Here is a 23,492-nt window from a genome sequence, read left to right as displayed (position 1 = left end):
TCCGCTGTCCTGGTTGACGGGCATCGGCCCTTCTCTCTAGTGTTCCACAAACAGAACGTTCCGTATACGGAACGATGGCGCGTCCCGGGCCCGCTCCGGCCGTCGGCGCTGCCCCGAACCGCTCGGCACAGGGAAGTGGCTCACTCATGCTCGCGATCACCCGCATACGCGCGGCGGCACCGCCCTCGGCCGTGGCCGCCGGACTGATCGCCGTCATGGTCGGGGTGACGAGTTCCGCGGCCCTGGTCTTCACGGCGGCGAGGGCCGCCGGGGCGGACTCGCGCGAGATCTCCTCCTGGATGCTCGCGCTCGGTGTCGGCCTGGCCTGCACCTGTATCGGTCTGTCGCTGCGCTACCGGGCCCCCGTCGTGACCGCGTGGTCGACGCCCGGAGCGGCGCTGCTGACGACGGGTCTGAGCGGGGTGTCGATGGCGCAGGCGGTGGGCGCCTTCGTCTTCTCGGGTCTGCTCATCCTCGTCAGCGGGGTGACCGGGTGGTTCAGCCGGCTCATGGGCCGGATTCCGGTGCCGCTGGCGGCCGCCCTGCTCGCCGGAGTGCTGTTGCGTTTCGGCACGGGCCTGTTCAGCACCATGCACGACAGTTTCGCCGTGGCGTTCCCCATGTTCGTGCTCTACCTGCTGAGCCGGCGTCTGCTCCCCCGGTACGCGGTGCTGCTGGCGCTCGCCGTGGGCGTCGTCGCCACCGTGTTCACCGGCGGGTGGCAGCTGGGCAAGGTCCGGCTCGCCCTGGCCACCCCGGTGTTCACCGCCCCGGAGTTCGACTGGAAGGTCCTCGTCAGCGTCGGCGCGCCCCTGTTCGTCGTGACGATGGCCTCCCAGAACCTGCCGGGTGTCGCCGTGCTCCGCGGCGCCGGCTACGACGTACCGGTGTCGCCGCTGATGACGTGGACCGGGGCGGCCAACGCCCTGCTCGCCCCCTTCGGTGCCTTCGGTCTCAACCTCGCCGCGATCACCGCCGCCATCTGCACCGGCGAGGAGGCCCACCCCGAACGCGACCGGCGCTTCCTGGCCGCGGTGTGGGCGGGTGTCTTCTACCTCTGCGTCGGGCTGCTCGGCGCGACGGTCGCCTCCCTGCTCACCGCGATGCCGCAGGAACTCGTCCTGGCGATCGCCGGGATCGGGCTGCTCGCCACCATCGAGGCCTCGCTGACGGCGGCGCTGGCCGACAAGGCGTCACGGGAGGCGGCCGTGGTGACCTTCCTCGCCACCGCCTCCGGGGTGACCCTGCTGGGGATCGGTTCCGCGTTCTGGGGCCTGCTGGCCGGCCTGGTCACGGCGGTCATCGCCTCGGCGGGCCGCCCCCGCCCCGAGGTTCCGGCACCGGCGCCGCAGCCGGACGAACTCCGCGTCCACTGAGGCACTTCGGGCCCCGAAGTCTCGCCTCCCCCGCCCCCTGTCCCGTCCGTGGAACCGGCTTGCCCCGGACGGCGGGAGCGGGGTGGGATGGACTCATGCAGAAAGCGGTTGCCCAACCCTCCGCCGAATCCCTGGCGCCCTTCGACCACCTCGACCATCGCTACCGCGGCGAGAACCCGGTCCGCACCCTCGGCCACCTCTTCAGGCCCGACCGCGGACGGCTGGCCCTCGCGGTCGTCATCTTCGTCGTGAAGCACAGCCCGATCTGGCTGCTTCCCCTCATCACCGCCACGGTCCTGGACGTGGTCGTCCAGCACGGCCCGGAGTCCGGGCTGTGGAAGTCCACCGGCGTCCTGCTGTTCATCCTCGTGATCAACTACCCGCTCCACCAGTGGTACGTACGCTGCCTCGGCGGCAGCATCCGCCGCATGGGCACGACCCTGCGCTCGGCGCTCTGCCGCCGGATGCAGCAGTTGTCCATCGGCTATCACGCACGCGTCAGTTCGAGCGTCCTGCAGGCCAAGGTGGTCCGCGACGTGGAGTCGGTGGAGCAGATGATGCAGCAGAGCGCCGACATGGGGCTCGGCGCCGTCGTCACCCTGGTCGGCGGGCTCGTCGTCATCGGGGTGCGCGTGCCCGCGTTCCTGCCGGTCTTCCTGATCGTCGTGCCCGCCGCCGGATTCCTCGTGATGAAGCTGCGCGCCCGGCTGCGCAGCCACAACGAGTCCTTCCGCCGCGAGGTCGAGCAACTCTCCTCCCGCGTCGGCGAGATGACCACGCTCATCCCGATCACCCGCGCTCACGGGCTGGAGCGCACCGCCCTCGGCCGCGTCGACGGCTCGCTGCGCCAGGTCTTCGCGGCCGGCCTGCGCCTGGACGTGATCAACGGCCGCTTCGGATCGCTGGCCTGGGTCATCCTCAACACGCTCGGAGTGCTGTGCCTGACGGGGTCCGCGCTGGTCGCGTACCACGGCTGGATGCCCATCACGCCGGGCGACGTGGTGATGCTCAGCGCCTTCTTCACCGTCCTGACCGGGTCCGTGACCACGCTGCTGGGTCTGGCCCCGGTCCTCACCAAGGGGCTGGAGTCGGTGCGTTCGGCGGGCGAGGTGCTCCAGGCCCCCGACCTGGAGCGCAACGCGGGCAAGGCCCAGGTGGAGCGGGTCACCGGCCGCATCGACTTCGAGGACGTCGGCTTCGCCTACGACGACTCCGCTCCCGCCGTCGACGGATTCACCCTCTCCGCACGGCCGGGCGAGACCATCGCGCTGGTCGGTGCGTCGGGCGCCGGCAAGTCGACCGTCCTCAACCTCCTCATCGGCTTCATCCGTCCGACGTCGGGCCGCATCATGCTCGACGGCACGGACATGGCCGGGCTCGACCTGCGCAGCTACCGGCGGTTCCTGTCCGTGGTGCCGCAGGAGTCGATCCTGTTCGAGGGCAGCATCCGCGACAACGTGACGTACGGAATGGGGGACACCGACGACGCCACGCTGATGCGCGCCCTGACGGACGCCAACGCGCTGGAGTTCGTGCGCGGTCTGCCGCTCGGTCTGGACACGGTCGTCGGCGAACGCGGGGCCCGCCTCTCGGGCGGGCAGAAGCAGCGGCTCGCCATCGCCCGCGCGCTGATCCGAGACCCCAGGGTGCTGGTACTCGACGAGGCCACCTCCGCGCTGGACAACCGCTCCGAGGCCCTGGTCCAGGAGGCTCTCTCCCGGCTCGTGCACGGCCGGACGGTCTTCGTCGTCGCGCACCGCCTGTCCACGATCCAGGGGGCCGACCGCATCGTGGCGATGGAGGGCGGCCGGATAGCCGAGGTGGGGACGCACGAGGAACTGCTGGGCCGGGAAGGGGTGTACGCGGGCCTCCAGCCGGCCCACCCCTGACGGGGCCCGGCGCCGGGGCCCGCGGATGTGCGGCCCCCGGGCGCCGGTAGGACGTGACCCCCTACGGGGCGGCGGCGCGCCGCGGCTCACCAGTCGTGGACGCTGCCGTCCCGGAGCCGGTTGACCGGGAGGTAGGCCTGCTCGTACGGGTGCGCGGCCGCCATCTCCTCGTCCAGTTCCACCCCGATGCCCGGCGCCTCGCCCGGGTGCAGGTATCCGTCGGTGAAGGTGTAGGCGTGCCGGAACATCTCCTCGGTACGGGAGTTGTGGCCGGAGTACTCCTGGATACCGAAGTTGTGGACGGCGAGGTCGAGGTGGACTGCGGCGGCCATGCCGACCGGCGAGATGTCCTCCGGGCCGTGGACGGCGCTCTTCACCTGGTACTGGGCGGCGAAGTCGAAGAGCTTGCGCAGGGGTGTGACCCCGCCGAAGTGGGTGACCGCGGAACGCGCGTAGTCGATCAGCTGCTCGGTGATCAGCGTCTGGTAGTCGTACACCGTGTTGAACACCTCGCCGACGGCCAGGGGCGTCGTGGTGTGCCGGCGGACCAGGCGCAGCGCCTCCTGGTTCTCGGCGGGTGTGCAGTCCTCCAGCCAGAACGGGCGGTACGGCTCCAGGTCCTTGCCGAGCCGGGCCGCCTGGACCGGGGTGAGCCGGTGGTGGGCGTCGTGGAGCAGCGGCAGCCCGGCGCCGAACTCGGCACGCACCGCGTCGAAGACGGCCGGGGTGTGGCGCAGGTACGCGTCCGTGTCCCAGTCCTCGACCAGGGGCCGGGCCTGCTGGTGGGCGACCGTGTCCCCGGCGTCGTCCTGGTTGTAGACCCCGTAGACGGCCTTCAGTCCGGGGATGCCCGTCTGGATGCGGACGGCGGGGTAGCCCTCGGCCAGCCTGGCCCGTACGGAGTCGAGGAGTTCGGGGATGTCGCGGCCGTTGGCGTGGCCGTAGGTGCCGATCCGGTCCCGGCTCGCGCCGCCGAGCAGTTGGTAAAGCGGCAGGCCGGCGGCCTTCGCCTTGAGGTCCCACAGCGCCACGTCCACGGCGGCGATCGCGGCCATGGTCACCGGCCCGCGCCGCCAGTAGGCGCCGCGGTAGAGGTACTGCCAGGTGTCCTCGATCCTGTGCGGGTCGAGGCCGATGAGCAGGGGTGCCACATGGTCGGTGAGGTAGCTGACGACGGCCAGCTCCCGCCCGTTGAGTGTGGCGTCCCCGAGGCCGGTGAGGCCCTCGTCGGTCGTCAGCTTCAGGGTGACGAAGTTACGGCCGGGGCTGGTGACGACGACCGTCGCGTCGACGATCTTCATGCGTGCTCTCTTTCGGGAAGGAACGGGTCGGGCAGGAGTGCCTCGCGGGGCACGTGCGTCGCGGCGGCGAGGGCCCGGCCGACGGCGTAGGAACGGGCGGCGGCCGGCAGGGAACCCGGCCTGCCGCTGAGGACGACGTCGACGCGCCCCGCCGCGCCGTGCGGTTCCGTGGTCCGGCCCAGACGTCGCAAGGTCTGCCGGGCGACCGCTTCCGCGCTGTCGTACAGCGTGGTCCCGGCAGGCAGGTGTCGCAGGATCTCCGCCGCCACCAGCGCGTAGTGCGTGCACCCCAGCACGACGGCGGCGCAGTGGCCGGGGGTCCGCCCGGCGGCGTCGGCGATCGATGCGGTCACGGCCGCCGGGTCCCCGCGGTCGATCCCCTCGGCGAGTCCGGGGCAGGCGACCCGCACGACGGGCTTGTGCTGCGCGAAGTCGGCGATCAGCCGGGTCTGGTAGTCGCTCGCCGTGGTCCGGACCGTGGCCCACACCGCGATGCCCGGGGCGGCCGCCGCGGCCGGTTTCACCGCCGGCACGGTGCCGATCACCGGCACGCGCGGCTCGAACTCCTGGCGCAGGGCCTCGATCGCGGTGACGGTGGCGGTGTTGCAGGGCACCACGAGGGCCTCCGCACCCCGCTCGACCGCGTCATGGGCGGCACTGACCAGACGATCCGTGATGAAGGACGTGCTCTTCGGTCCCCACGGGGCGCCCTCGGGGTCGAGGAGCAGCAGCAGATCGAGTTCCGGGGCGAGGTGCCGCAGCCGGCCCGCCGTGGCGAGAAGGCCGAGCCCCGAGTCGATCAATGCCACCGTCATGGCGATCAAGCTACCAAGCCCCCATTCCGGTGCGAGCGGCCGGGCGAGGGACACCTCCCCCGCCGTTGCGGGCCGGCGCATCGCGGTTCACCGCGGCCCTTCGCCCAGGAGCCGTTCGGTGAGTGACTCCAGCCGGCGTGCGGCGGCGGGGTCGAAGTCCGGGGTGTCGACGGGGATGCGCCGGCCCTCGACGTACGCGCTGAGCGGCTCGGCCGGAGGTGTGTCGATGACGCCGGTGATCGGGGGCAGGGCCGCCTCCACCGGCTTGGCGTGCTGCCTCATGGAACGGATGTGGGGCAGCGTCGCGGCGTCGTACTCGCCGGAGAAGCCGGTGGCGGTGACGCCCGGGTGGATCAGGACGTAGCGGATACCGGCGGGGCCGTACTGCTCGGCCGAGGTGACGCCCAGCAGGTCGTTGAGCTTTCCGCCCTGGGCGAGTGCGGTGGTGCCCTCGTATCCGCGGGTGAGCTGGAGGTCGTCCCACCGTACGAGGTCGAGACCGGACCCCGGTCCCGCCACATTGACGACGACCGGACGCCGGGCCGCCGCCAGGGGCGCGGCGAGCGCACGGGCCAGCAGACGCCGGCTCAGATAGAAGAGCGCGAAGTTCTCCTCGTACCCCTCCGCCGTCTCCGTACGGAGGGAGCGGTAGTGGCGGGCGCAGAACACCAGGGCGTCGACGGCGGGGAAGGAGGCGCGGATCTCCTCCGCGGCCCGGGTGGTCCCGGAGAGCAGGCTCAGGTCGGCCGTCACGAAGAAGGCGCGGTCCGCGGCTCCCGATGCGCGGGCGGCGTCGAGATAGTGCCCGCCCCTGGCCTTGTCGCGTCCGATGACGACGACGGTGTCGCCCCGGCGGAGATACACCTCGGCGAGGGCCTTGCCGATGCCGTCGGTGCCACCGGCGATGACGAGCGTCTTCATGGGGAGCCTCTCTGGATTGCCTGAGCGGGCGCGCGCTGCGGCACGCGTGCGTGTGGTCGGAGATCCGTACGCCGGTCGGGCCGGCCGTCCGGACGTTCCTGCCTGTCCACGGAACGTCAGCACACGTGGCGGGCGCCTGATTCCCTCAGCCGGGAGGGCCCGAGGCCCGCTGATTCCGGCCGACGCGGACAGAGGAGGCAAGGATGCGCAGCCCGTCGTGGGTGCACGGGCCGAACCGGGGGCTCCGCTCCCGTACGCGCCAGGATCGGAGATAGGAGATATATTTATATCTTCTTCACATTCGGCACCGTCCGGCTCGGGGATCCACTCCACAAGAGAGAGGAGTGCCCGATGACCCTCTCCGTCCGAGTCCGCAATGTGCTGGCAGGAGCCGCGGCGACGGGCCTGCTCGCAGGCACGGCCGCGCTGGGTGCGGCCGGTACGGCCGAGGCCGCCCCGGCGCCGGTTTCCGTCGCCGCCGCCGCGTCCGCCACCGGCCACCACGACAGATGCACCTGGGAACAGGGGCACTGGCAGAAGCACTGGGTGAAGGGCCACTGGGACAAGCAGTGGCACAAGGGCCACTACTCCGAGTACCGGACCTGGCACCCCGGCCACCACGACCGTCACGGGACGTGGCACCACGGTCACTGGACGACTCACACCCAGTGGCACAAGGGGCACTGGACCACGGTGTACGTCCCCGGCCACTGGGACACCCACTGGGTGAAGGGCCACTGGAACTGCCACCACCGGTGAGCCGGCCGGCGACAGCGCGCATCCGTACGGAGGAGGGGCTCCGGGACCGTCGGTCCCGGAGCCCCTCCTCTCCGCTGTCCTGGCCGGCGCGTGAGCCGGGTCACTTACCCGCGGCCGCCGCGCATGGCCGCACCCTTCCTGGGCAGACGGCCAGACCGCTGGGAATCGCCCGGCGAGTGACCATCGGCCACCGAAAGGGCAGCACACGACGTGTCGGCACAACTCACCATCCAGGTAGCGGGAGAGTGGCGAGCGGCCGCATCCGGCGCCACGCGCGAGATCCTCGACCCCGTCGACGGGACCGCTTTCGCCGTCGTGGCGGAGGGGGACGTCGCGGACACGGACGCCGCGGTAGCCGCCGCCAGGGCCGCCTTCGACACGGGTCCCTGGCCGCACACCCCCGTCGCCGAGCGCGCCGCGCTGCTCAGGCGGGTGGCAGGCCTGCTGGAGCGGGACCGGGAGCGGATCGGCGCGCTGGAGTGCCGTGACGCCGGCAAGACGCTCGAAGAGGGCCGCGTCGACGTGGACTGCGTGCGCGACGCCTTCCGCTACTTCGCCGATCTCGTGATGAACGAGAGCGGCGGACGGGTCGTCGACGCCGGGTCCGACACCGTGCACAGCGTCGTGGTGCACGAACCCGTGGGTGTCTGCGGCCTCATCACGCCGTGGAACTACCCACTGCTCCAGGCGAGCTGGAAGATCGCTCCGGCGCTGGCCGCGGGCAACACCTTCGTGATCAAGCCCAGCGAGATCACCCCGCTCACCACCGTCGCCCTTCTCGCCCTGCTCGCCGAGGCCGGACTGCCCGAGGGCGTGGCCAACATCGTCACCGGCCCGGGAGCCACCGTCGGCGCCCGGCTGGCCGACCACCCCGATGTCGACCTGGTGTCGTTCACCGGTGGACTCGCCAGCGGGACGAAGGTGATGCGGGCCGCGGCGGACACGGTCAAGAAGGTCGCGCTCGAACTCGGCGGCAAGAACCCCAACGTGGTGTTCGCCGACGCGTGCTCCACCGAGGAGGGCTTCGACACCGCCGTCGACCAGGCGCTCAACGCCGCCTTCATCCACAGCGGTCAGGTCTGCTCCGCCGGATCGCGGCTGATCGTCGAGGAGTCGGTGCGCGAGCGGTTCGTCACCGAACTCGCCCGGCGTGCCGAGCTGATCCGCATCGGCCGGGGCACGGACGACGGTGTCGAGTGCGGTCCGCTCGTCTCCGCCGGGCAGCTCGCCAGGACCGAGGAGTTCGTCGCCTCCGCCCTCAAGGAGGGCGCGGTGCTGCGGGCGGGCGGCGAACGCCCCGAGGGGCCGGGCTACTTCTACCGCCCGACCGTGCTCGACCACTGCGACCGCTCCATGCGCGTCGTGCGCGAGGAGGTGTTCGGCCCGGTGCTGACCGTCGAGACCTTCCGTACCGAGGACGAGGCCGTGGCGTTGGCCAACGACACCGAGTACGGGCTGGCCGGGGGTGTGTGGACCTCGGACACGGGCCGCGGGCGCCGGGTCGCGGCCCGGCTGCGGCACGGCACAGTCTGGATCAACGACTTCCACCCCTACCTGCCGCAGGCCGAGTGGGGCGGCTTCGGCAAGTCCGGCATCGGCCGCGAGCTGGGTCCGGCCGGTCTGGCCGAGTACCGCGAGGCCAAGCACATCTACCAGAACCTCGCCCCGCGCCCGGTGCGCTGGTTCGCGGGCTGAACGGAACACGGGAGCAGAGGCGATGGAGAACGACATGACCCCCTACGACTACGTCATCGTCGGCGGCGGCACCGCCGGTTCGGTGATCGCGTCCCGGCTCACGGAGAACCCCGACGTCACCGTCGCCCTCATCGAGGGCGGACCGAGCGACGTGGGCCGCGACGACGTGCTGACGCTGCGCCGCTGGATGGGGCTTCTCGGCGGTGAGCTGGACTACGACTACCCCACCACCGAGCAGCCACGCGGCAACTCGTACATCCGTCACAGCAGGGCCCGGGTCCTGGGCGGGTGTTCGTCGCACAACACACTGATCGCGTTCAAGCCGCTGCCGTCCGACTGGGACGAGTGGGCGGCCGCCGGCGCGGACGGCTGGGACGCCTCGTCGATGGACCCCTACTTCCACCGGCTGCGCAACAACATCGTCCCCGTCGACGAGGCCGACCGGAACGCCATCGCGCGCGACTTCGTCGACGCGGCGCAGGCCAGGCTCGGGGTGCCGCGCGTCGAGGGCTTCAACAAGGAGGCCTTCCAGGACGGGGTGGGGTTCTTCGACCTCGCCTACCACCCGGAGAACAACAAGCGCTCCTCGGCCTCGGTCGCGTATCTGCATCCCTTCCTGGACCGGCCGAACCTCCATATCGCCCTGGAGACCTGGGCGTTCCGGCTGGAGTTCGAGGGCACCCGGGCCACCGGTGTGCGGGTGCGGACCGCGGACGGCGAGGAGCGTGTGGTGCGGGCACGGCGCGAAGTGGTGGTGTGCGCGGGCGCGGTGGACACCCCGCGGCTGCTGCTGCACTCCGGCGTAGGACACCGCGCCGAGCTGGAGAAGCTCGGCATTCCGGTGGTGCACGACCTGCCGGGCGTCGGTGAGAACCTGCTCGACCACCCCGAGTCCGTCATCGTCTGGGAGACGCACGGCCCGATCCCGGAGAACTCCGCGATGGACAGCGACGCGGGGCTCTTCGTACGGCGGGATCCGGCGAGTCCGGGCCCCGACCTGATGTTCCACTTCTACCAGATCCCGTTCACGGACAACCCGGAGCGGCTCGGCTACGAGCGGCCGCCGCACGGGGTGTCGATGACACCGAACATCCCCAAGCCGCGCAGCCGCGGCCGGCTGTATCTGACGAGTCCCGACCCGGACGTCAAACCGGCCCTGGACTTCCGCTACTTCACCGATCCGGACGACTACGACGGGCGCACCCTCGTCGACGGGATCAGGATCGCCCGTGACATCGCCGCCCAGGAGCCGCTGGCCGGCTGGCTGAAGCGCGAGGTCTGCCCAGGGCCCGAGGTCACCTCCGACGAGGACCTGAGCGAGTACGCGCGCAGGGTCGCGCACACCGTCTACCACCCGGCCGGAACCTGCCGCATGGGCGCCCCCGACGACGCGCTCGCGGTGGTCGCACCCGATCTGCGGGTCAGGGGCCTCGACGCCCTCCGGATAGCCGACGCCTCGGTCTTCCCGACCATGCCGGCCGTCAACCCGATGATCGGGGTCCTGATGGTCGGCGAGAAGTGCGCGGATCTGCTCGATGCCACCCATGGGGGTCATGCCTGATGAACACGCCACCGCACGTCTTCTCCGTACGCGGCCTCTGGAAGGTGTTCGGCCCGAAGGCCGACCGCGTGCCCGGTGACGAGGAGCTCGCCGCGCTCGACCCCGCCGAGCTGCGTGCTCGCACCGGGTGCACCGCCGCCGTGCGCGACGTCTCCTTCGACGTCCGCAAGGGCGAGGTGTTCGTCGTGATGGGCCTGTCCGGTTCGGGCAAGTCCACCCTCGTGCGCTGCCTCACCCGGCTCATCGAGCCGACGTCAGGCAAGGTCACCATGGACGGCGAGGACGTACGCGCCATGAACGCAGGACGCCTGCGCGAACTGCGCCGCCACCGCGCCGCCATGGTCTTCCAGCACTTCGGTCTGCTGCCGCACCGCTCGGTCCTCGACAACGTCGCCTACGGCCTGGAGATCCAGGGCATGGGCCGGGCCGAACGCCGTGCGCGGGCCGCCGAGTTCGTCGGCAAGGTCGGTCTCGAAGGTCTGGAGGACCGCCGTCCCGGGCAGCTCTCCGGCGGCCAGCAGCAGCGGGTCGGGCTGGCGCGTGCGCTCGCCGTCGATCCCGAAGTGCTGCTGTTCGACGAGCCGTTCAGCGCGCTCGACCCGCTGATCCGCCGTGACATGCAGGAGGAGGTCGTGCGGCTGCACCGCGAGGAGGGCCGCACGATGGTCTTCATCACCCACGACCTGAACGAGGCCCTGAAGCTCGGCGACCGTATCGCGCTGATGCGGGACGGCCGGATCGTGCAGCTCGGGACGCCGGAGGAGATCGTGGGCTCGCCCGCCGACGACTACGTCCGCGACTTCGTGCGGGATGTGCCGCGGGAGCAGGTGGTGACCGTTCGGGCGGCGATGCGTCCCGCCGACGGCGCCGAGAGCGTCACCGGCCCCGCCCTGTCCCCCGGGACCACCGTCTCCGCGGCGATCGAGGCGGTCGTCCGCAGCGGGGAGGCGGCCCGGGTCGTCGACGAGGGCCGCTGCCTCGGCGTGGTCGATCACGCGTGCCTGCTCGGCGTCGTGGCCGGCATCCCGGCCGTGAAGGAGGCCGCGTGATGGGTACGGACCATGCTTCGGGACCGCCGGGCCGTACGCGCGCTCGCGCCGCGGCCACCGGGAACGCCCGCCGGGTGCGGTGGTCGATATGACCGCCACCACCACGGCCCCCGCACGCCGCGCCCCGCTCGCCGGGGCCGGGTACGCGGCTTCCCTCGCCCGGCACCGCACCCCGCTCCTGCTGGCCGGCGCCGCCCTGCTGCTGGTGCTCGGCTCCGTCCTCGTCGGCACGGGCCCCTGGCCGGCGAGCCTCACCGTCGACCTCACCGGACCGCTCGGTGACGTCAGCGACTGGATCATCGACCACCGGGACACCCACCCGCTGTTCCTCTACTTCTTCGGGCACATCAGCAACGCCGTCGTCCTCTCGGTCCGCGGCGTCTACCTGGTCCTGCTCGCCGCCGGGTGGGCCGGTGTCACGGCGGCCGCCGGGCTGATCGCCTGGCGGGTCGCGGGCGTCCGGCTCGCGCTGACGGCCGTCGCGTCGTTCCTCGTCTGCGCCCTGCTCGGCATGTGGGTGCCGACCATGCAGACCCTGGCGCTCATGGTCGTCGCGGTCCTCGCGTCGGTGGCGCTCGGGGCGCTCCTCGGACTCGCCGCCGGGCTGTCGGACCGCGTGTTCCGCCTACTGCGGCCGGTGCTCGACACCATGCAGGTCATGCCGGCGTTCTCCTACCTGCTGCCGGTGGTCCTCGTGTTCGGCATCGGTGTGCCCGCCGCCGTCCTCGCGACCGTCGTGTACGCGGCGCCGCCGATGGCCCGGCTGACGGCCCTCGGACTGCGGAACGCGGACGCGGGTGTGATGGAGGCCGCGGCCTCGCTCGGCGCGACCGGACGGCAGCGGCTGCTGACGGCCCGGCTGCCGCTCGCCCGCAGGGAACTGCTCCTCGGCCTCAACCAGACGATCATGATGGCTCTGTCGATGGCCGTCATCGCCTCGGTGATCGGCGCCGGCGGGCTCGGCGACCGCGTCTACCAGGCGCTCGCCTCCGTCGACGTCGGAGCCGCGCTCACGGCGGGCATCCCCATCGTGCTCCTCGCGGTGGTGCTCGACCGCGTCACCGCCGCGGCGGGCGACCGCATCGGGGCCGCGCCGACCGGGCGGTCCGCCCTGTTCGGCTGGGCCCTCGCGGCGGCCGGGACGGTCGTCGCGGCCGTGGTCGCGCGCCTGGTCTCCGCGACATCCTGGCCGGACGGCTGGACCGCCGACATCGCCCGCCCCGTCAACAAGGCCGTGGGCTGGATGACCGACCACCTCTACTCGGGTGTGCCGGTGATCGGGGGCACCGCGGACTGGGCCGGACGGTTCACCACCTGGGTCCTGGACCCGGTGCGCGACGGACTCCAGTGGCTGCCCTGGTGGGCGGTACTGCTGCTGATCGCCGTGCTCGCCCTGCTGATCGGCACCTGGCGCACCGCGCTGACCGCCGTCCTCGCGATGGCCGCGATCGGGGTCCTCGATGTCTGGGACCCCGCACTCGACACGCTCTCGCAGGTGCTGGCCGGTGTCGCGGTGACCCTGGTGGCCGGCTTCGCCACCGGCATCGCCGCGTCCCGCAGCGCCCGGGTGGAGCGGCTGCTGCGCCCGGTGCTCGACGTGTTCCAGACGATGCCGCAGTTCGTCTATCTCATCCCGGTCGTCGCCCTGTTCGGCGTCGGCCGCGCTCCGGCGGTGGCCGCCGCCGTCATCTACGCGCTGCCCGCCGTCGTGCGGATCACCACCCAGGCGATGAACGGCGTGGACCCCGTCGCCATGGAGTCCTCGCGCTCGCTCGGCGCGACGCGCAGGCAGCAGTTGCTCAAGGTCCAGCTGCCGCTGGCACGCCCGGCTCTGCTCCTCGCCGTCAACCAGGGCGTCGTCCTGGTCCTGGCCGTCGTGGTGATCGGCGGTCTGGTGGGAGGCGGTTCGCTCGGCTACGCCGCCGTGTTCGGCCTCGCCCAGGGTGACCTGGCGACCGGTCTGGTGGCCGGCGCCGCGATCGTCCTCCTCGGCCTGATGCTCGACCGCGTCACCCAGCCGACCCGCCGCTCCGGAAAGGGGGCCTGACATGGCTCGTCCGCGTACACCCCTGGTCGCTCTCGCGTCCGCCACGGCCCTGGTCGCCGTGGCCGGCTGCGGCGCGGCGGACATGACCCAGCAGGCCTCGCCGTTCGCCAACGCCCGGGGCGCGAAGACCGTGACCCTGTCCGTGCAGTCGTGGGTGGGGGCCCAGGCCAATGTCGCGGTGGCCGAGTACCTCCTCGAACACGAGCTGGGCTACCGGGTCGACACCGTCCAGATCGACGAGGTGCCGGCCTGGGACGCCCTCAGCCAGGGCCGGGTGGACGCCATCCTGGAGGACTGGGGGCATCCGGAGCAGGAGGACCGGTACGTCAAGGACAAGAAGACGATCCGCCCCGGCGGGGAGCTCGGGGTCACCGGCCACATCGGCTGGTTCGTCCCCACCTACTTCGCCAAGGCGCATCCCGATGTCACCGACTGGCGGAACCTCGACAAGTACGCCGACAGCTTCCGCACCGCGGAGAGCGGCGGCAAGGGCCAGCTGCTGGACGGCTCGCCCTCGTACGTCACCAACGACAAGGCGCTCGTACGGAATCTGGGCCTGGACTACCAGGTCGTCTTCTCGGGTTCCGAGGCGGCGCAGATCACCCAGATCAAGCAGTTCGCCAAGAGCGGCAAACCGTTCCTCACCTACTGGTACAAGCCGCAGTGGCTGTTCGAGCAGGTGCCGATGACGGAGGTGAAACTTCCCGCGTACAAGGAGGGCTGCGACGCCGTACCGGAGAAGGTGGCCTGCGCCTATCCGCACACACCGCTGAAGAAGTACCTCAACGCGAAGTTCGCCGGTGCCGGCGGCAAGGCGGCCGCGTTCCTCAAGAACTTCTCCTGGGGGACGGAGGACCAGAACAAGGTCGCCCTGATGATCGCCGACAAGAAGATGTCGCCGAAGGACGCGGCGAAGAAGTGGGTCGACGAGAACGAGAAGACGTGGCGGGCCTGGATGCCGCGATGACTCCGGCCGCCTGAGAGGGTGCTGTCCCGGCAGCGGCCGGGACGGCACCCTCGCGGGAGTCAGCCGCACTCCTTCCCGTTGAGCGTGAAGGCGGCCGGGACCGCCGCGGGTGCGCCGGTGGCCTGGAAGCCGAAGGAGACGGTGCCGCCCGGCGGGATGCCGGCGTTGTGGGCGGCGCTCCTCACCGTGACCCGGGAACCGCTCTGGGTGGCGGTCGCGTTCCAGGCGTTGGTGACCGCCTCTCCCCCGCCGAAGGCGAAGCCCAGCTGCCAGCCGTCGACCGGCGCGCTCCCGGTGTTGCGCACCGAGACGTCGGCGGTGAACCCGCTGCCCCATGACTGGCTGACCCGGTAGGTGACCGCGCAGGAGCCGGCCGGTCCCGGGGTCCCCGTCGGGTCGGGCGTGGGCGTCGGATCGGGCGTCACGGTCGGATCCGGTGTCGGGTCCGGACCGGTGCCGCCCGGCGCGCTCCCCCACTGCGGCGCCGAGCCCTCCAGCAGCACCATGTGCGGCGCGTCCACCGGCGTGGTGCCGGGGGTCGTCGCCGACGACGGGTAGGACCAGTCGTTCGCCGGGTCCCAGGCGCCGGCCGAGGTGATGCGGAACTGCACCTCCTTGCGGTACGCGGACTGGCCGGCCGGGGCGATGTCCGTACCGGAGCAGTCCACGGTCACGTAGTAGACGTCGCCCGCCTCGTGCGTGGGGCCGGTCACGTCACCGCACTGGTTGTAGTTGGTGGTGAGGCTGATCTGCCCGGGTGTGGTGCCGGATTCCAGCGTGAAGTAGTAGCGCACCGACGCGTCGGTGAGGGCGCGCGCCGGCCACGCGGACCGGTTGACCACGTACGCCTTGACCTCGGTGAAGGTGCTGCCCGCGGCGTTGACCGAGGCCTGGACGGACATCTCGGGTCCGTCCGGTGTCTCCTGCTGCGGGAAGCCGGCGAGCGGGGCGCCGCCGTACTCGCCGTAGAGCCGGGCCAGCGCTCCGGTGAAGGCCGCGTTGTAGTCGGTGGCGACCTCGTTGTTGACGTAGTTCGAGCGGTCGTCCGTGTACGTGTCGTCCGCGGCGCCCGGTCCGCCGACGAGCGCTCCGTACAGCGTGTGCCGGCTCTCCACGGGGCTGTTCATCTGGTCGGTCCACGAGCCGTGGGCCGTGCGGTGGTGCGGCTTGGTCGGCGGGTTGCTGCCGAAGCCGACCATGTAGCTCGACCTGCGCGGGTTGTCGCCCAGCGCGTAGTCGATCTGCCGGACCGCGAAGTCGTGGTATCGGGTCTTGCGGGTGCTGTCGCCGGTCAGCCAGTCCGAGTAACTCAGCGCCACGAAAGCGGTGTTCGCCGCATAGCGCAGTGATCCCCAGCTGTCCAGCACGGCCTGGCCACCGGGTGAGTAGGCCACCCGCTGTCCGTTGACGCCGACGGTCCACCAGTCGAGCCAGCGGTTGGCGTCGTCGACGTACTTCTGCTTCCCCGTCAGCTGGGCCAGCAGCACATACGCCCCGTAGGAGCTGTCGTCCCAGGAGAGCGTCCAGCGGTAGGAGCGGGTGGTGCTCTGCGGCTCGGTCGAGAGGCTGTCGTAGTACGACTCGGCCTTCGCCAGGTACGCGCTGTCGCCGGTGGCCTTGTACAGCCAGACCGCACCCCAGACCAGCTCGTCGGCGTACCCGCTCCAGGAGTTGTAGTAGGCCTGCGCGTCGGTGATGCAGTCGCTGTACTTCCCCCGGTAGGTGTCCGCGAAGGTGTACAGCTGCCTCGCGTGGGTGAGCAGTTTCGCGGCGTACGCCGGGTCGCTGCCGGCGAACACCATCGACGACGAGGCGAGGGCCGCGGAGGTCTGGCCCGCCAGGTCGGTGCCGGGGCAGGACGCGTCGATCCGGTACACGGGCCGCGCCATCGGCATCACCTCGGCCGGTCCCCACCACTTGTGGTCGTCCCCGCCGTTGCCGACCTGGCCGTAGAGCACGTTGGGCGAGGGGTGCGCCTTCAGGAGGTAGTCGTCGACGAACCGGAGGTTGTTCCGCAGGTACGGGAGCTGGCCGGACGCGGCGTACGCGTCCTCCTGCTCGACGCCGCCCCAGGCGAGCATCGTGGTGGAGAACGCCATCGGCAGGCCGAACTTGACGTGGTCGCCCGCGTCGTACCAGCCGCCCGTCAGATCCAGTCCCACGTCCTTGCCGTCGTCGAGGGCGGAGTCGCCGCGCCAGCCGACCCGGTTGGTGTCCGGGAGCGTGCCCGACTGCTGCGCCTCGTAGAACAGCACCGATTTCTGGAGTGCCTCGCCGTAGTCGAAGGCCGGTGCGGCGGCGGCGTCGCCGGGCGCCGAGAGGGGAAGCAGCAGGCCGGCGCCGAGGGCGAGGACGGTGGCGAGCGCGCCGGGGCGGCGGGGCCGGTGGACGGACGGGCGTCTTCGCCAGGTGGGGAGAGTGAGCGCGCGCAACGGAACATTCCCTTCCGTACGTCGGTGGGGGTGCGTGACCACGCAGGCATGGGAGCGCTCCCATACGCCTGCTGCCCATAAAGCCAGCCACCCGAGGGGGTGTCAACAGTTCTGGCAGGAACACCTCACGGGACGACGTCCACCAGGAGCACACCGGCCCACCGCCATCAGCGGTCGTCCGACCACCCGTTCGGGTGACCCCGCGCGCGATCCGGTGCAGTTCGCCGGAAGCTGACGTTTCGAACGCCCCGCATCTGTGGCGTTGCAACCGGAGGTACGCATGAGCGCGATGGACATGCCGGCCGACCTGCCCAAGGAAGCGGCACGACCTGTGGCCAGGGCCCGGCCGGCGGCACCACGACTCAGCTGGCTGACGCTGGCTCTGATGACCACGGCATCGGTGGCGAGCCTGCGGGCGGCGCCCACCATGGCCGTCTACGGGCTCGCCTGTGTCTTCCTCTACCTCATCCCCGCGATCGTGTTCCTGCTCCCGACCGCGCTGGTCTCGGCCGAACTGGCATCGGGCTGGCCGGGCGGTGTGTACCGCTGGGTGAGCGAGGGGCTGTCGAAGCCGCTCGGATTCCTCGCCGTGTGGTGCCAGTTCGCGATGACGATCTTCTACTATCCGAGCCTGCTGGCCTTCGTGGCCTCCACCATCGCCTACGTCATCGATCCGGCCCTGGCCTCCAACGGCCTCTACACCGCGATCGTGATCATGGTGCTGTACTGGACGGGCGTCTGGATCTCCTCACGGGGCACCAAGGCGCTGGCGGGGCTCTCCTCCTGGGGGCTCGTCATCGGGACGCTGATCCCCGGCACCGTGCTGGTCGTGCTGGGCATGGTCTTCCTCGGGCAGGGCAACGGCTCCGCCGCCCCGATGACCTCCTCGCACCTGCTCCCCCAGTGGGCGGGGCTCGCCAGCCTCGTACTGATCGTCAACAACTTCCTGTCGTACTCCGGCATGGAGATGAACGCGGTCCACGTCTCCTCGCTGAAGAACCCCGCGAAGGAGTACCCGAAGTCGATGTTCCTGGCCATGGGCCTGGTCCTGCTGATCTTCATCCTGCCCGCCCTGGCGATCAGCTGGGTGGTGCCGGCGAACCAGCTGAGTCTGACGGCCGGTGTGATGCAGGCGTTCGACGCGTTCTTCGCCCACTTCCACGTCGGCTGGATGACACCGATCGCCGCGGTGATGCTCGTGTCGGCGGCCCTCGGCGGGATGCTGACCTGGCTGGCCGGACCGTCCAAGGGCCTGCTGGAGATCTCCCGCAGCGAGGGCTATCTGCCGCCGTACCTCCAGCGCCTCAACAAGAACGGGATCCAGCAGAACATCCTGGTCACCCAGGGTGTGGTGACGACCGTCATCGCGCTCATGTACGCGCTGATCCCGAACGTCTCGAACGTCTACTGGATCTTCTCCACCATCACCACGCAGGTGTACCTGATCGTGTACCTGCTGATGTTCGTGGCCGCCATGCGGCTGCGGAAGACGCAGCCGGACCACCCGCGCGGCTACCGCGTCCCGGCGCTCAACGTACTGTGCGTCGTCGGTCTGCTGGCCTCGGTCGCGGCCCTGGCGATCGGCTTCGTGCCGCCCTCGCAGTTCGGCGGCGGAAGCGTCGGCGTGTACGTCGCGATCATCGGCGGCGGTCTGGTCATCCTCGGTCTGTTGGTCCCGTACCTGTTCCTGCGGCTGCGCAAGCCCAGCTGGCGCACCACGGCGGCCGACCCGGCCGGTGAGGAGGCCACGTCATGAGCCCCACCCGATTCGCCTCGGAGCACCGCTGGCTGTACATCGGCGCGATCGTGCTGCTGGTGGCTCTCGCCGTCGTCGGCGTCATCCGGTACGAGAACGTCGAGACCGACAACCAGGCGACGAAGAAGGCCGAACAGCTCGCGGACGCGGCCGAGGACGCCGGGCTCCCCCGCCCGGACGTGAACAACCTCAAGCAGGCCCTGGGCAACGACGGCGGCCAGGTCTGCGACAAGCCCGGCTCCGCGCTCAACACCGCGCTGTGGAAGATCAACCTGGGCAACGGGGCGACCGGCCCCGGCATGCGCCCCGTGATCGCGGACACCGAGGCGGTCCGGGCGGAGGCCAAAATCCTGGAGATCTACTGCCCGGACAAGCTGCACAAGATCCAGGACAAGATCGACGACCTCAAGACCGACGACACTGTGAGGCGCTGATGAGCACCGACGGACTCGCGGGCCGCATCGCCGCGCTGATGCCCCGTGCCCAGGCCGATCTGACCGAGCTGGTGTCCATCCCGTCGGTCGCCGACGCCCGCCAGTACCCGCCCGAGGAGTGCCGCCGGGCCGCCCAGTGGGTGGCCGACGCCTTCACCGAGGCCGGGCTGCAGGACGTACACCTCGTCGAGACACCGGACGGCAGCAACGCGGTGATCGGTCACCGCCCGCCCCCGCCGGGCGCCCCGACCGTGCTCCTGTACTGCCATTACGACGTACAGCCGCCGCTGGACGACGACGCGTGGACCACACCGCCCTTCGCCCTGACCGAACGGGACGGCCGCTGGTACGGGCGCGGCACGGCCGACTGCAAGGGCAACATCGTCATGCACCTCACCGCCCTGCGGGCGCTGGGCGACGACATTCCGGTGGGGCTGAAGTTCGTGGCGGAGGGTTCGGAGGAACAGGGCACCGGCGGCCTGGAGCAGTACGTCGACGCCCACCGCGACCTGTTCACGGCCGACGCCCTGCTGGTGTGCGACACCGGGAACGCGGCGGTGGGTGTCGGGACCGCCACCACCTCCCTTCGCGGGCTGGTGAATGTCGTGGTGACGGTCGACACCCTGGCCGGTGAGATCCACTCCGGCATGTTCGGCGGTCCCGCCCCCGACGCGCTCGCCGCTCTCGTCCAGCTGCTGTCCACGCTGCGCGACCCGGAGTCGGGCGCGACGCGGATCGACGGCCTGGACGCCTCGGGGAGCTGGGAGGGCGCCGGCTACGACGAGCAGCAGTTCCGTGCCGACGCCGGTGTACTCGACGGTGTGCCCCTCACCGGAACCGGCAGCGTCGCCGACCGGCTGTGGGCCCGGCCGGCCGTCACCGTCCTCGGCATCGACTGCCCGCCCGTGGTGGGTTCGGCGGCCGCGGTGCCGCCGAAGGCCGCGGCCCGGGTCAGTCTGCGTATCCCGCCCGGCACCGACGCGGTCGCGGCCCGGACCGCGCTCACCGGCCACCTCACGGAACGGGCGCCGTGGGGGGTGCGGGTGAAGGTGGAGCCGGAGTCCACCGGCTCGCCGTTCCGCGCGGCCACGGACGGTGCCGCGTACGGGGCGCTCGGCGATGCGATGCGCACGGTGTACGGCAAGCCGATGACGTTCCTGGGCCAGGGCGGGTCCATCCCCCTCTGCAACGTCCTCGCGGACGCCTATCCGTCGGCCGAGATCATCCTGATGGGCGTCGAGGAACCGCAGTGCCTCATCCACGCCCCGAACGAGAGCGTGGACCCCACCGAGATCGAGCACATGGCGCATGTGGAGGCCCTGTTCCTCCACGCGTACGCCCGGGCCCACCGCTGAGTCCGGTGGCGGGGCGAGAGGGATGACCGAGGGGCCGCCGGACGTCGTGCGGGAGACCGGGCACGACGACCTGGCCGGCTTCCTCGGCCGGCTCACCCGGCTGATGCTCGGCTCCAGCGGCGAGGGGGCCGAGCAGATCGAGGGGGCCGTCGCCGCGGTGGCCCGGGGACTCGGCGGCACGGCGACCCTGGCCGTGCTCCCGGATGCCGCCACCGTCGCCGTGACCTCGCACGGCCGGAGCTCCACGGTGGTGGTGCGGGCCTTTCCCGAGGTCTTCCGGATGGACCGGATGGCAGCGCTCAAACCGTTCCTGCACGAGGTGGCGGCCGGCCGGCTGGACGTGGCGCAGGCCGACCGCCGCCTCACCGCCATCACCTCGTCCCCTCTCCCGTATCCCTGGTGGGCAAAGCTGATCGGCATCGTCCTGTTCTCGGTCGGCTTCGCGCCGTTGATGCAGCCGACCTGGTACGAGGTGGGCAGCACCGCGGTCCTGGCGACGGTCGCCGGCGCAACATTCTCGTGCTCCCGGGCTTCTTCACGCTGACGGTCGGTTCGCTGGGGATGCGCGGTCTGACGGCACTGGCGGGCGGCGACACCGTCGAGGGGTTCCGCGATCTCACCGAACTCGTGACCCTCGTGACGGCGATCGCCGCGGGGCTCCTGGTGGGTGCGGTGGCGGCCCAGCGGCCCGGCCGGGCCGGCTGACCGGCCCGGCCGTACGGAGTCAGTCCGCCGCCGCGGTGTCGCCGGCGTCCGCCGGGGGCACTTCGGCGAGCGCGAACCAGGCCGTCTTGCCCTCGGGTTCGGGGCGCACGCCCCACTGGTCGGCCAGGATGTCGAGCAGCATCAGTCCCCGCCCGGACGAGGCGAGTTCACCGGGGGCGCGCTGGTGGGGCAGTTCGTCGCCGCGGTCCATCACCTCGACGAGGAGCCGGCGCCGGCCGGCCTCGCCGGTGACGTACGCGTTGAGGGCGCCGTCCTGGTCGGTGTGGACGAGGACGTTGCCGAGGAGCTCGGTCGCCAGGAGCACCGCGGTGTCCACCTGGTCCGGCCGTGCCCAGTCGTGCAGCAGGGCCTTCAGCTCGGCCCGGGCCTCGGCCAGTCCCTCGGCCTGGTGCTGGCCCACGGTCAGCATCAGCCTGCGGGGGCTGACCTCCGCCCGCGGCTGTCCGGAGTCGCGGCGCAGGAGCAACAGGGCGATGTCGTCGCCGTCGCGTGTGGTGGCGCCGCCCTCGGCCCCCGGTCCGGGGCTGAGCACGGCGGACATCAGCCGGTCGGCCATGCCCTCGAGGTCGTCGACGGGGCCGGGCGAGAACGCGTCGCGTACCCGCACCCAGCCGGTGTACATGTCGTGGCCGCCGTTCTCGATCAGCCCGTCCGTGCACAGCATCAGGATCTCGTCGTCGTGCAGCCGCACGATGTCGACAGGGTAGTCCTCCTCGCCGGGCATCAGGCCGAGCGGCAGGCCGCCGCTGATGTGTTTGATCAGGCAGGTGCCGTCCGGGGTGCGCAGGACGGGATGCGGGTGTCCGGCCCGGGCGATGTGCAGGTCGCCGGTGGACGGGTCGGCCTCGATGTAGAGGCAGGTGGCGAACCGGTCCTCGTCGAGGGTGGTGAGGAAGCGCGAGGCCCTGGCGAGGACGGCGTCCGGGCCGTGTCCCTCGGCGGCGTAGGCGTGCACGGCGGTACGCAGCTGGGCCATCAGCCCCGCGGCGTGCACGTCGTGTCCCTGCACGTCGCCGATGACCAGGGCGAGGCGTCCGTTGGGCAGGTCGATGCTGTCGTACCAGTCCCCGCCGACCATGAGCCCTCCCCCGGTCGGCACATAGCGCGTCGCCACGCTCAGTCCGGTCAGGGCGGGGCCCGCGGTGCGCATGCTGCGGCGCAGTCCGCGGGAGAGTTCCAGCTCCGCCCTGCTGGCGCGGGCGCGTTCGAGTACCTGGGCGAGCATCCGTCCGGTCATGGTCAGCAGGGCGCGTTCGGCGGCGGTGAAGGCGACGGGGGAACGGAAGGCGGTCAGCCAGACGCCGGTCACCCGCCCGGCGGTCACCAGCGGCAGGAAGGCCCATGCCTCGCGTTTCTTGCGGGCGGAGAGGTGCCAGGTGGCCGGGAAGCGGCGGCGGTACTCGTCCGTGGAGGACAGATAGACGGCGCGTCCGGTTCTGGCCACCTCGGCGGCCGGGTAGCCGGCCGTCAGCGTCATCCGGAAGCCGCGGTCGGCGCCGCCGGGGCGGAAGCCGTACTGCCCCAGCACGTTCAGGTTTCCCTCGCCGATGCCGAACACGCACTGGCCGTCCAGCGGGAAGTCGGGGGCGTACAGCGCTGCCACCAGCTTCAGTGCCTCGTCGAGCGAGTCGGCCGCGGCGACGGCGTGTCCGGCGGAGAGCAGCAGGGAGTCGCGGCGCCTGCCGTCCTCACCCGTGGGTCCGGACCGGCCAGGACCCGATGGTTCCTGCCCGTCCGGGGAGCCGGGGCGGGGTGTCTCCATCCGGTTCAGGGCGTCGATCTGGCCCAGCTCGGCATCGAGTGCGTCCGGCGGCGGATCGTCCCGTTCACCACCCATCCGGCATCCCTTCGTCCCGATGTCGTCGCCGACTGTTCGTTCCATGCTCCGACGGGAGAGCCGGGACCGCAGTACGAGACGTCGTGACGGCGGCGGGGCACGGGGTCGTGTGCCCCGCCGCCGCAAGGGAGGTCAGGGGGCCGGCGGGGGTGCGCCGGCGGGTGCCGACAGGCCCGGCGGGCGTCGGGGAAGGGTGCCGCCGACGCGGTGCGGGGGCGCTGTCAGGCCGGGGACGGGGGTTCCCCCGCGCGAGCGGTCCGGGCTACCGGTACGCCGCCGACCTGCGCACATCGCTGAAGTCGATGGCCCGGTCGGCCTCGCGCAGCGTCTCCTCAGCCACCCGGCGCACCTCCGCCGGCACATCCCCGTGTTCTTCCACGAGTCCGGCGTAGATCGGTGCCTCGGTACTGTCGGTGAAACTCACGTCGCACTGCCTCAATCGATTGTGTATGCCATGGTTCGGCCGGAAACAGGGGCCGATTCTACGTGGTCCGCGATCTCCGCCGCGGAGGGCACCGGGTAGTGGGCACGCACCCCGGCCGGCCTGCGGTTCTGTCCGGACTCCGATCTTC

General features: G+C 71.6%; 19 protein-coding genes. 13 read left to right on the top strand and 6 right to left on the bottom strand.

The annotated features are described in order from the left end of the window. Positions 1-146: 146 nt before the first annotated feature. Both OG408_RS38235 and OG408_RS38230 read left to right on the top strand, forming a co-directional pair. Positions 147-1,376 carry a benzoate/H(+) symporter BenE family transporter gene (locus OG408_RS38235; protein WP_326674094.1) on the top strand — a complete coding sequence of 410 codons (1,230 nt, stop codon included), beginning with the start codon at positions 147-149 and terminating at the stop codon, positions 1,374-1,376. 95 nt (positions 1,377-1,471) lie between these two features. Further along, positions 1,472-3,265 carry an ABC transporter ATP-binding protein gene (locus OG408_RS38230; RefSeq protein ID WP_326674092.1) on the top strand — a complete coding sequence of 598 codons (1,794 nt, stop codon included), beginning with the start codon at positions 1,472-1,474 and terminating at the stop codon, positions 3,263-3,265. An 86-nt stretch (positions 3,266-3,351) separates the two neighbouring features. On the opposite strand, the gene manD is transcribed toward OG408_RS38230, so the two are convergent. The 3 genes from manD to OG408_RS38215 form a co-directional block, all read right to left on the bottom strand. Then, positions 3,352-4,566 carry a D-mannonate dehydratase ManD gene (gene manD / locus OG408_RS38225; RefSeq protein WP_285565552.1) on the bottom strand — a complete coding sequence of 405 codons (1,215 nt, stop codon included), beginning with the start codon at positions 4,564-4,566 and terminating at the stop codon, positions 3,352-3,354. Next, a complete protein-coding gene (locus OG408_RS38220; protein ID WP_285565553.1) occupies positions 4,563-5,381 on the bottom strand; it encodes a glutamate racemase in 819 nt (272 codons plus the stop codon). Before OG408_RS38220 ends, manD begins: the two co-directional genes overlap by 4 nt. 87 nt (positions 5,382-5,468) lie before the next feature. Continuing rightward, entirely contained in the window at positions 5,469-6,302 is an 834-nt protein-coding gene (locus OG408_RS38215) for an SDR family NAD(P)-dependent oxidoreductase (RefSeq protein ID WP_326674090.1), read from the bottom strand. 351 nt (positions 6,303-6,653) lie between these two features. On the opposite strand from OG408_RS38215, the gene OG408_RS38210 reads away from it, so the two are divergent. The 6 genes from OG408_RS38210 (at position 6,654) to OG408_RS38185 (ending at position 14,380) form a co-directional block, all read left to right on the top strand. Beyond that, positions 6,654-7,061, top strand: coding sequence for a hypothetical protein (locus OG408_RS38210; protein WP_285565555.1), 408 nt, complete (start codon positions 6,654-6,656; stop codon positions 7,059-7,061). A gap of 210 nt (positions 7,062-7,271) precedes the next feature. Further along, the gene (locus OG408_RS38205) at positions 7,272-8,756 is read left to right on the top strand and encodes an aldehyde dehydrogenase family protein (RefSeq protein ID WP_285565556.1); all 1,485 of its coding nucleotides are present in this window, start codon (positions 7,272-7,274) and stop codon (positions 8,754-8,756) included. Between the two features lie 34 nt (positions 8,757-8,790). Continuing rightward, a complete protein-coding gene (locus OG408_RS38200; RefSeq protein ID WP_326674087.1) occupies positions 8,791-10,317 on the top strand; it encodes a GMC family oxidoreductase in 1,527 nt (508 codons plus the stop codon). Further along, a complete protein-coding gene (locus tag OG408_RS38195; RefSeq protein ID WP_326674086.1) occupies positions 10,317-11,366 on the top strand; it encodes a quaternary amine ABC transporter ATP-binding protein in 1,050 nt (349 codons plus the stop codon). The genes OG408_RS38200 and OG408_RS38195 overlap by 1 nt, the downstream gene beginning before the upstream one ends. A gap of 88 nt (positions 11,367-11,454) precedes the next feature. Beyond that, the gene (locus OG408_RS38190; protein ID WP_326674084.1) at positions 11,455-13,413 is read left to right on the top strand and encodes an ABC transporter permease; all 1,959 of its coding nucleotides are present in this window, start codon (positions 11,455-11,457) and stop codon (positions 13,411-13,413) included. Between the two features lies 1 nt (position 13,414). Beyond that, positions 13,415-14,380: an ABC transporter substrate-binding protein gene (locus OG408_RS38185; protein ID WP_285565560.1), complete on the top strand. Its 966-nt coding sequence runs from the start codon at positions 13,415-13,417 to the stop codon at positions 14,378-14,380. Between the two features lie 59 nt (positions 14,381-14,439). On the opposite strand, the gene OG408_RS38180 is transcribed toward OG408_RS38185, so the two are convergent. Then, positions 14,440-16,812 (bottom strand): glycoside hydrolase family 9 protein, encoded by a 2,373-nt coding sequence (locus OG408_RS38180; protein ID WP_326674083.1) that lies wholly within the window; start codon positions 16,810-16,812, stop codon positions 14,440-14,442. A 280-nt stretch (positions 16,813-17,092) separates the two neighbouring features. Here OG408_RS38180 and OG408_RS38175 point away from each other — a divergent pair, with 280 nt between their 5' ends. Genes OG408_RS38175 through OG408_RS38155 form a run of 5 tightly spaced genes read left to right on the top strand, consistent with a single transcriptional unit; the run spans position 17,093 to position 21,062 of the window. Next, positions 17,093-18,568 (top strand): APC family permease, encoded by a 1,476-nt coding sequence (locus OG408_RS38175; RefSeq protein WP_285565562.1) that lies wholly within the window; start codon positions 17,093-17,095, stop codon positions 18,566-18,568. After that, entirely contained in the window at positions 18,565-19,002 is a 438-nt protein-coding gene (locus OG408_RS38170) for a hypothetical protein (protein WP_285565563.1), read from the top strand. The genes OG408_RS38175 and OG408_RS38170 overlap by 4 nt, the downstream gene beginning before the upstream one ends. Further along, entirely contained in the window at positions 19,002-20,357 is a 1,356-nt protein-coding gene (locus tag OG408_RS38165) for a dipeptidase (protein ID WP_326674081.1), read from the top strand. Before OG408_RS38170 ends, OG408_RS38165 begins: the two co-directional genes overlap by 1 nt. Before the next feature lie 22 nt (positions 20,358-20,379). Further along, the gene (locus OG408_RS38160) at positions 20,380-20,901 is read left to right on the top strand and encodes a threonine/serine exporter family protein (protein ID WP_326674080.1); all 522 of its coding nucleotides are present in this window, start codon (positions 20,380-20,382) and stop codon (positions 20,899-20,901) included. A gap of 17 nt (positions 20,902-20,918) precedes the next feature. Beyond that, the gene (locus tag OG408_RS38155; RefSeq protein WP_326674079.1) at positions 20,919-21,062 is read left to right on the top strand and encodes a hypothetical protein; all 144 of its coding nucleotides are present in this window, start codon (positions 20,919-20,921) and stop codon (positions 21,060-21,062) included. A 19-nt stretch (positions 21,063-21,081) separates the two neighbouring features. Here the strand turns inward: OG408_RS38155 and OG408_RS38150 are convergent, their stop codons facing one another. Next, positions 21,082-22,965, bottom strand: a complete 1,884-nt coding sequence (locus tag OG408_RS38150; RefSeq protein ID WP_405406844.1) for an ATP-binding SpoIIE family protein phosphatase — start codon at positions 22,963-22,965, stop codon at positions 21,082-21,084. Positions 22,966-23,182: 217 nt separating this feature from the next. Then, positions 23,183-23,344 carry a hypothetical protein gene (locus OG408_RS38145; RefSeq protein ID WP_285565567.1) on the bottom strand — a complete coding sequence of 54 codons (162 nt, stop codon included), beginning with the start codon at positions 23,342-23,344 and terminating at the stop codon, positions 23,183-23,185. Between the last annotated feature and the right edge of the window lie 148 nt (positions 23,345-23,492).

It is taken from the genome of Streptomyces sp. NBC_01257 (assembly GCF_035917255.1).
In the GTDB taxonomy this organism is placed as follows: domain Bacteria; phylum Actinomycetota; class Actinomycetes; order Streptomycetales; family Streptomycetaceae; genus Streptomyces.
The sequence above is the reverse complement of the archived record's forward strand: the minus strand, read 5'-3'. Positions and strand labels throughout refer to the sequence as shown.

Coding starts and splice junctions, on each gene's coding strand:
- OG408_RS38235 (WP_326674094.1), top strand. CDS start 147: ATGCTCGCGATCACCCGCATACGCGCGGCGGCACCGCCCTCGGCCGTG.
- OG408_RS38230 (WP_326674092.1), top strand. CDS start 1,472: ATGCAGAAAGCGGTTGCCCAACCCTCCGCCGAATCCCTGGCGCCCTTC.
- manD (WP_285565552.1), bottom strand. CDS start 4,566: ATGAAGATCGTCGACGCGACGGTCGTCGTCACCAGCCCCGGCCGTAAC.
- OG408_RS38220 (WP_285565553.1), bottom strand. CDS start 5,381: ATGACGGTGGCATTGATCGACTCGGGGCTCGGCCTTCTCGCCACGGCG.
- OG408_RS38215 (WP_326674090.1), bottom strand. CDS start 6,302: ATGAAGACGCTCGTCATCGCCGGTGGCACCGACGGCATCGGCAAGGCC.
- OG408_RS38210 (WP_285565555.1), top strand. CDS start 6,654: ATGACCCTCTCCGTCCGAGTCCGCAATGTGCTGGCAGGAGCCGCGGCG.
- OG408_RS38200 (WP_326674087.1), top strand. CDS start 8,791: ATGACCCCCTACGACTACGTCATCGTCGGCGGCGGCACCGCCGGTTCG.
- OG408_RS38195 (WP_326674086.1), top strand. CDS start 10,317: ATGAACACGCCACCGCACGTCTTCTCCGTACGCGGCCTCTGGAAGGTG.
- OG408_RS38190 (WP_326674084.1), top strand. CDS start 11,455: ATGACCGCCACCACCACGGCCCCCGCACGCCGCGCCCCGCTCGCCGGG.
- OG408_RS38185 (WP_285565560.1), top strand. CDS start 13,415: ATGGCTCGTCCGCGTACACCCCTGGTCGCTCTCGCGTCCGCCACGGCC.
- OG408_RS38175 (WP_285565562.1), top strand. CDS start 17,093: ATGAGCGCGATGGACATGCCGGCCGACCTGCCCAAGGAAGCGGCACGA.
- OG408_RS38170 (WP_285565563.1), top strand. CDS start 18,565: ATGAGCCCCACCCGATTCGCCTCGGAGCACCGCTGGCTGTACATCGGC.
- OG408_RS38165 (WP_326674081.1), top strand. CDS start 19,002: ATGAGCACCGACGGACTCGCGGGCCGCATCGCCGCGCTGATGCCCCGT.
- OG408_RS38160 (WP_326674080.1), top strand. CDS start 20,380: ATGACCGAGGGGCCGCCGGACGTCGTGCGGGAGACCGGGCACGACGAC.
- OG408_RS38155 (WP_326674079.1), top strand. CDS start 20,919: ATGCGCGGTCTGACGGCACTGGCGGGCGGCGACACCGTCGAGGGGTTC.
- OG408_RS38150 (WP_405406844.1), bottom strand. CDS start 22,965: ATGGAACGAACAGTCGGCGACGACATCGGGACGAAGGGATGCCGGATG.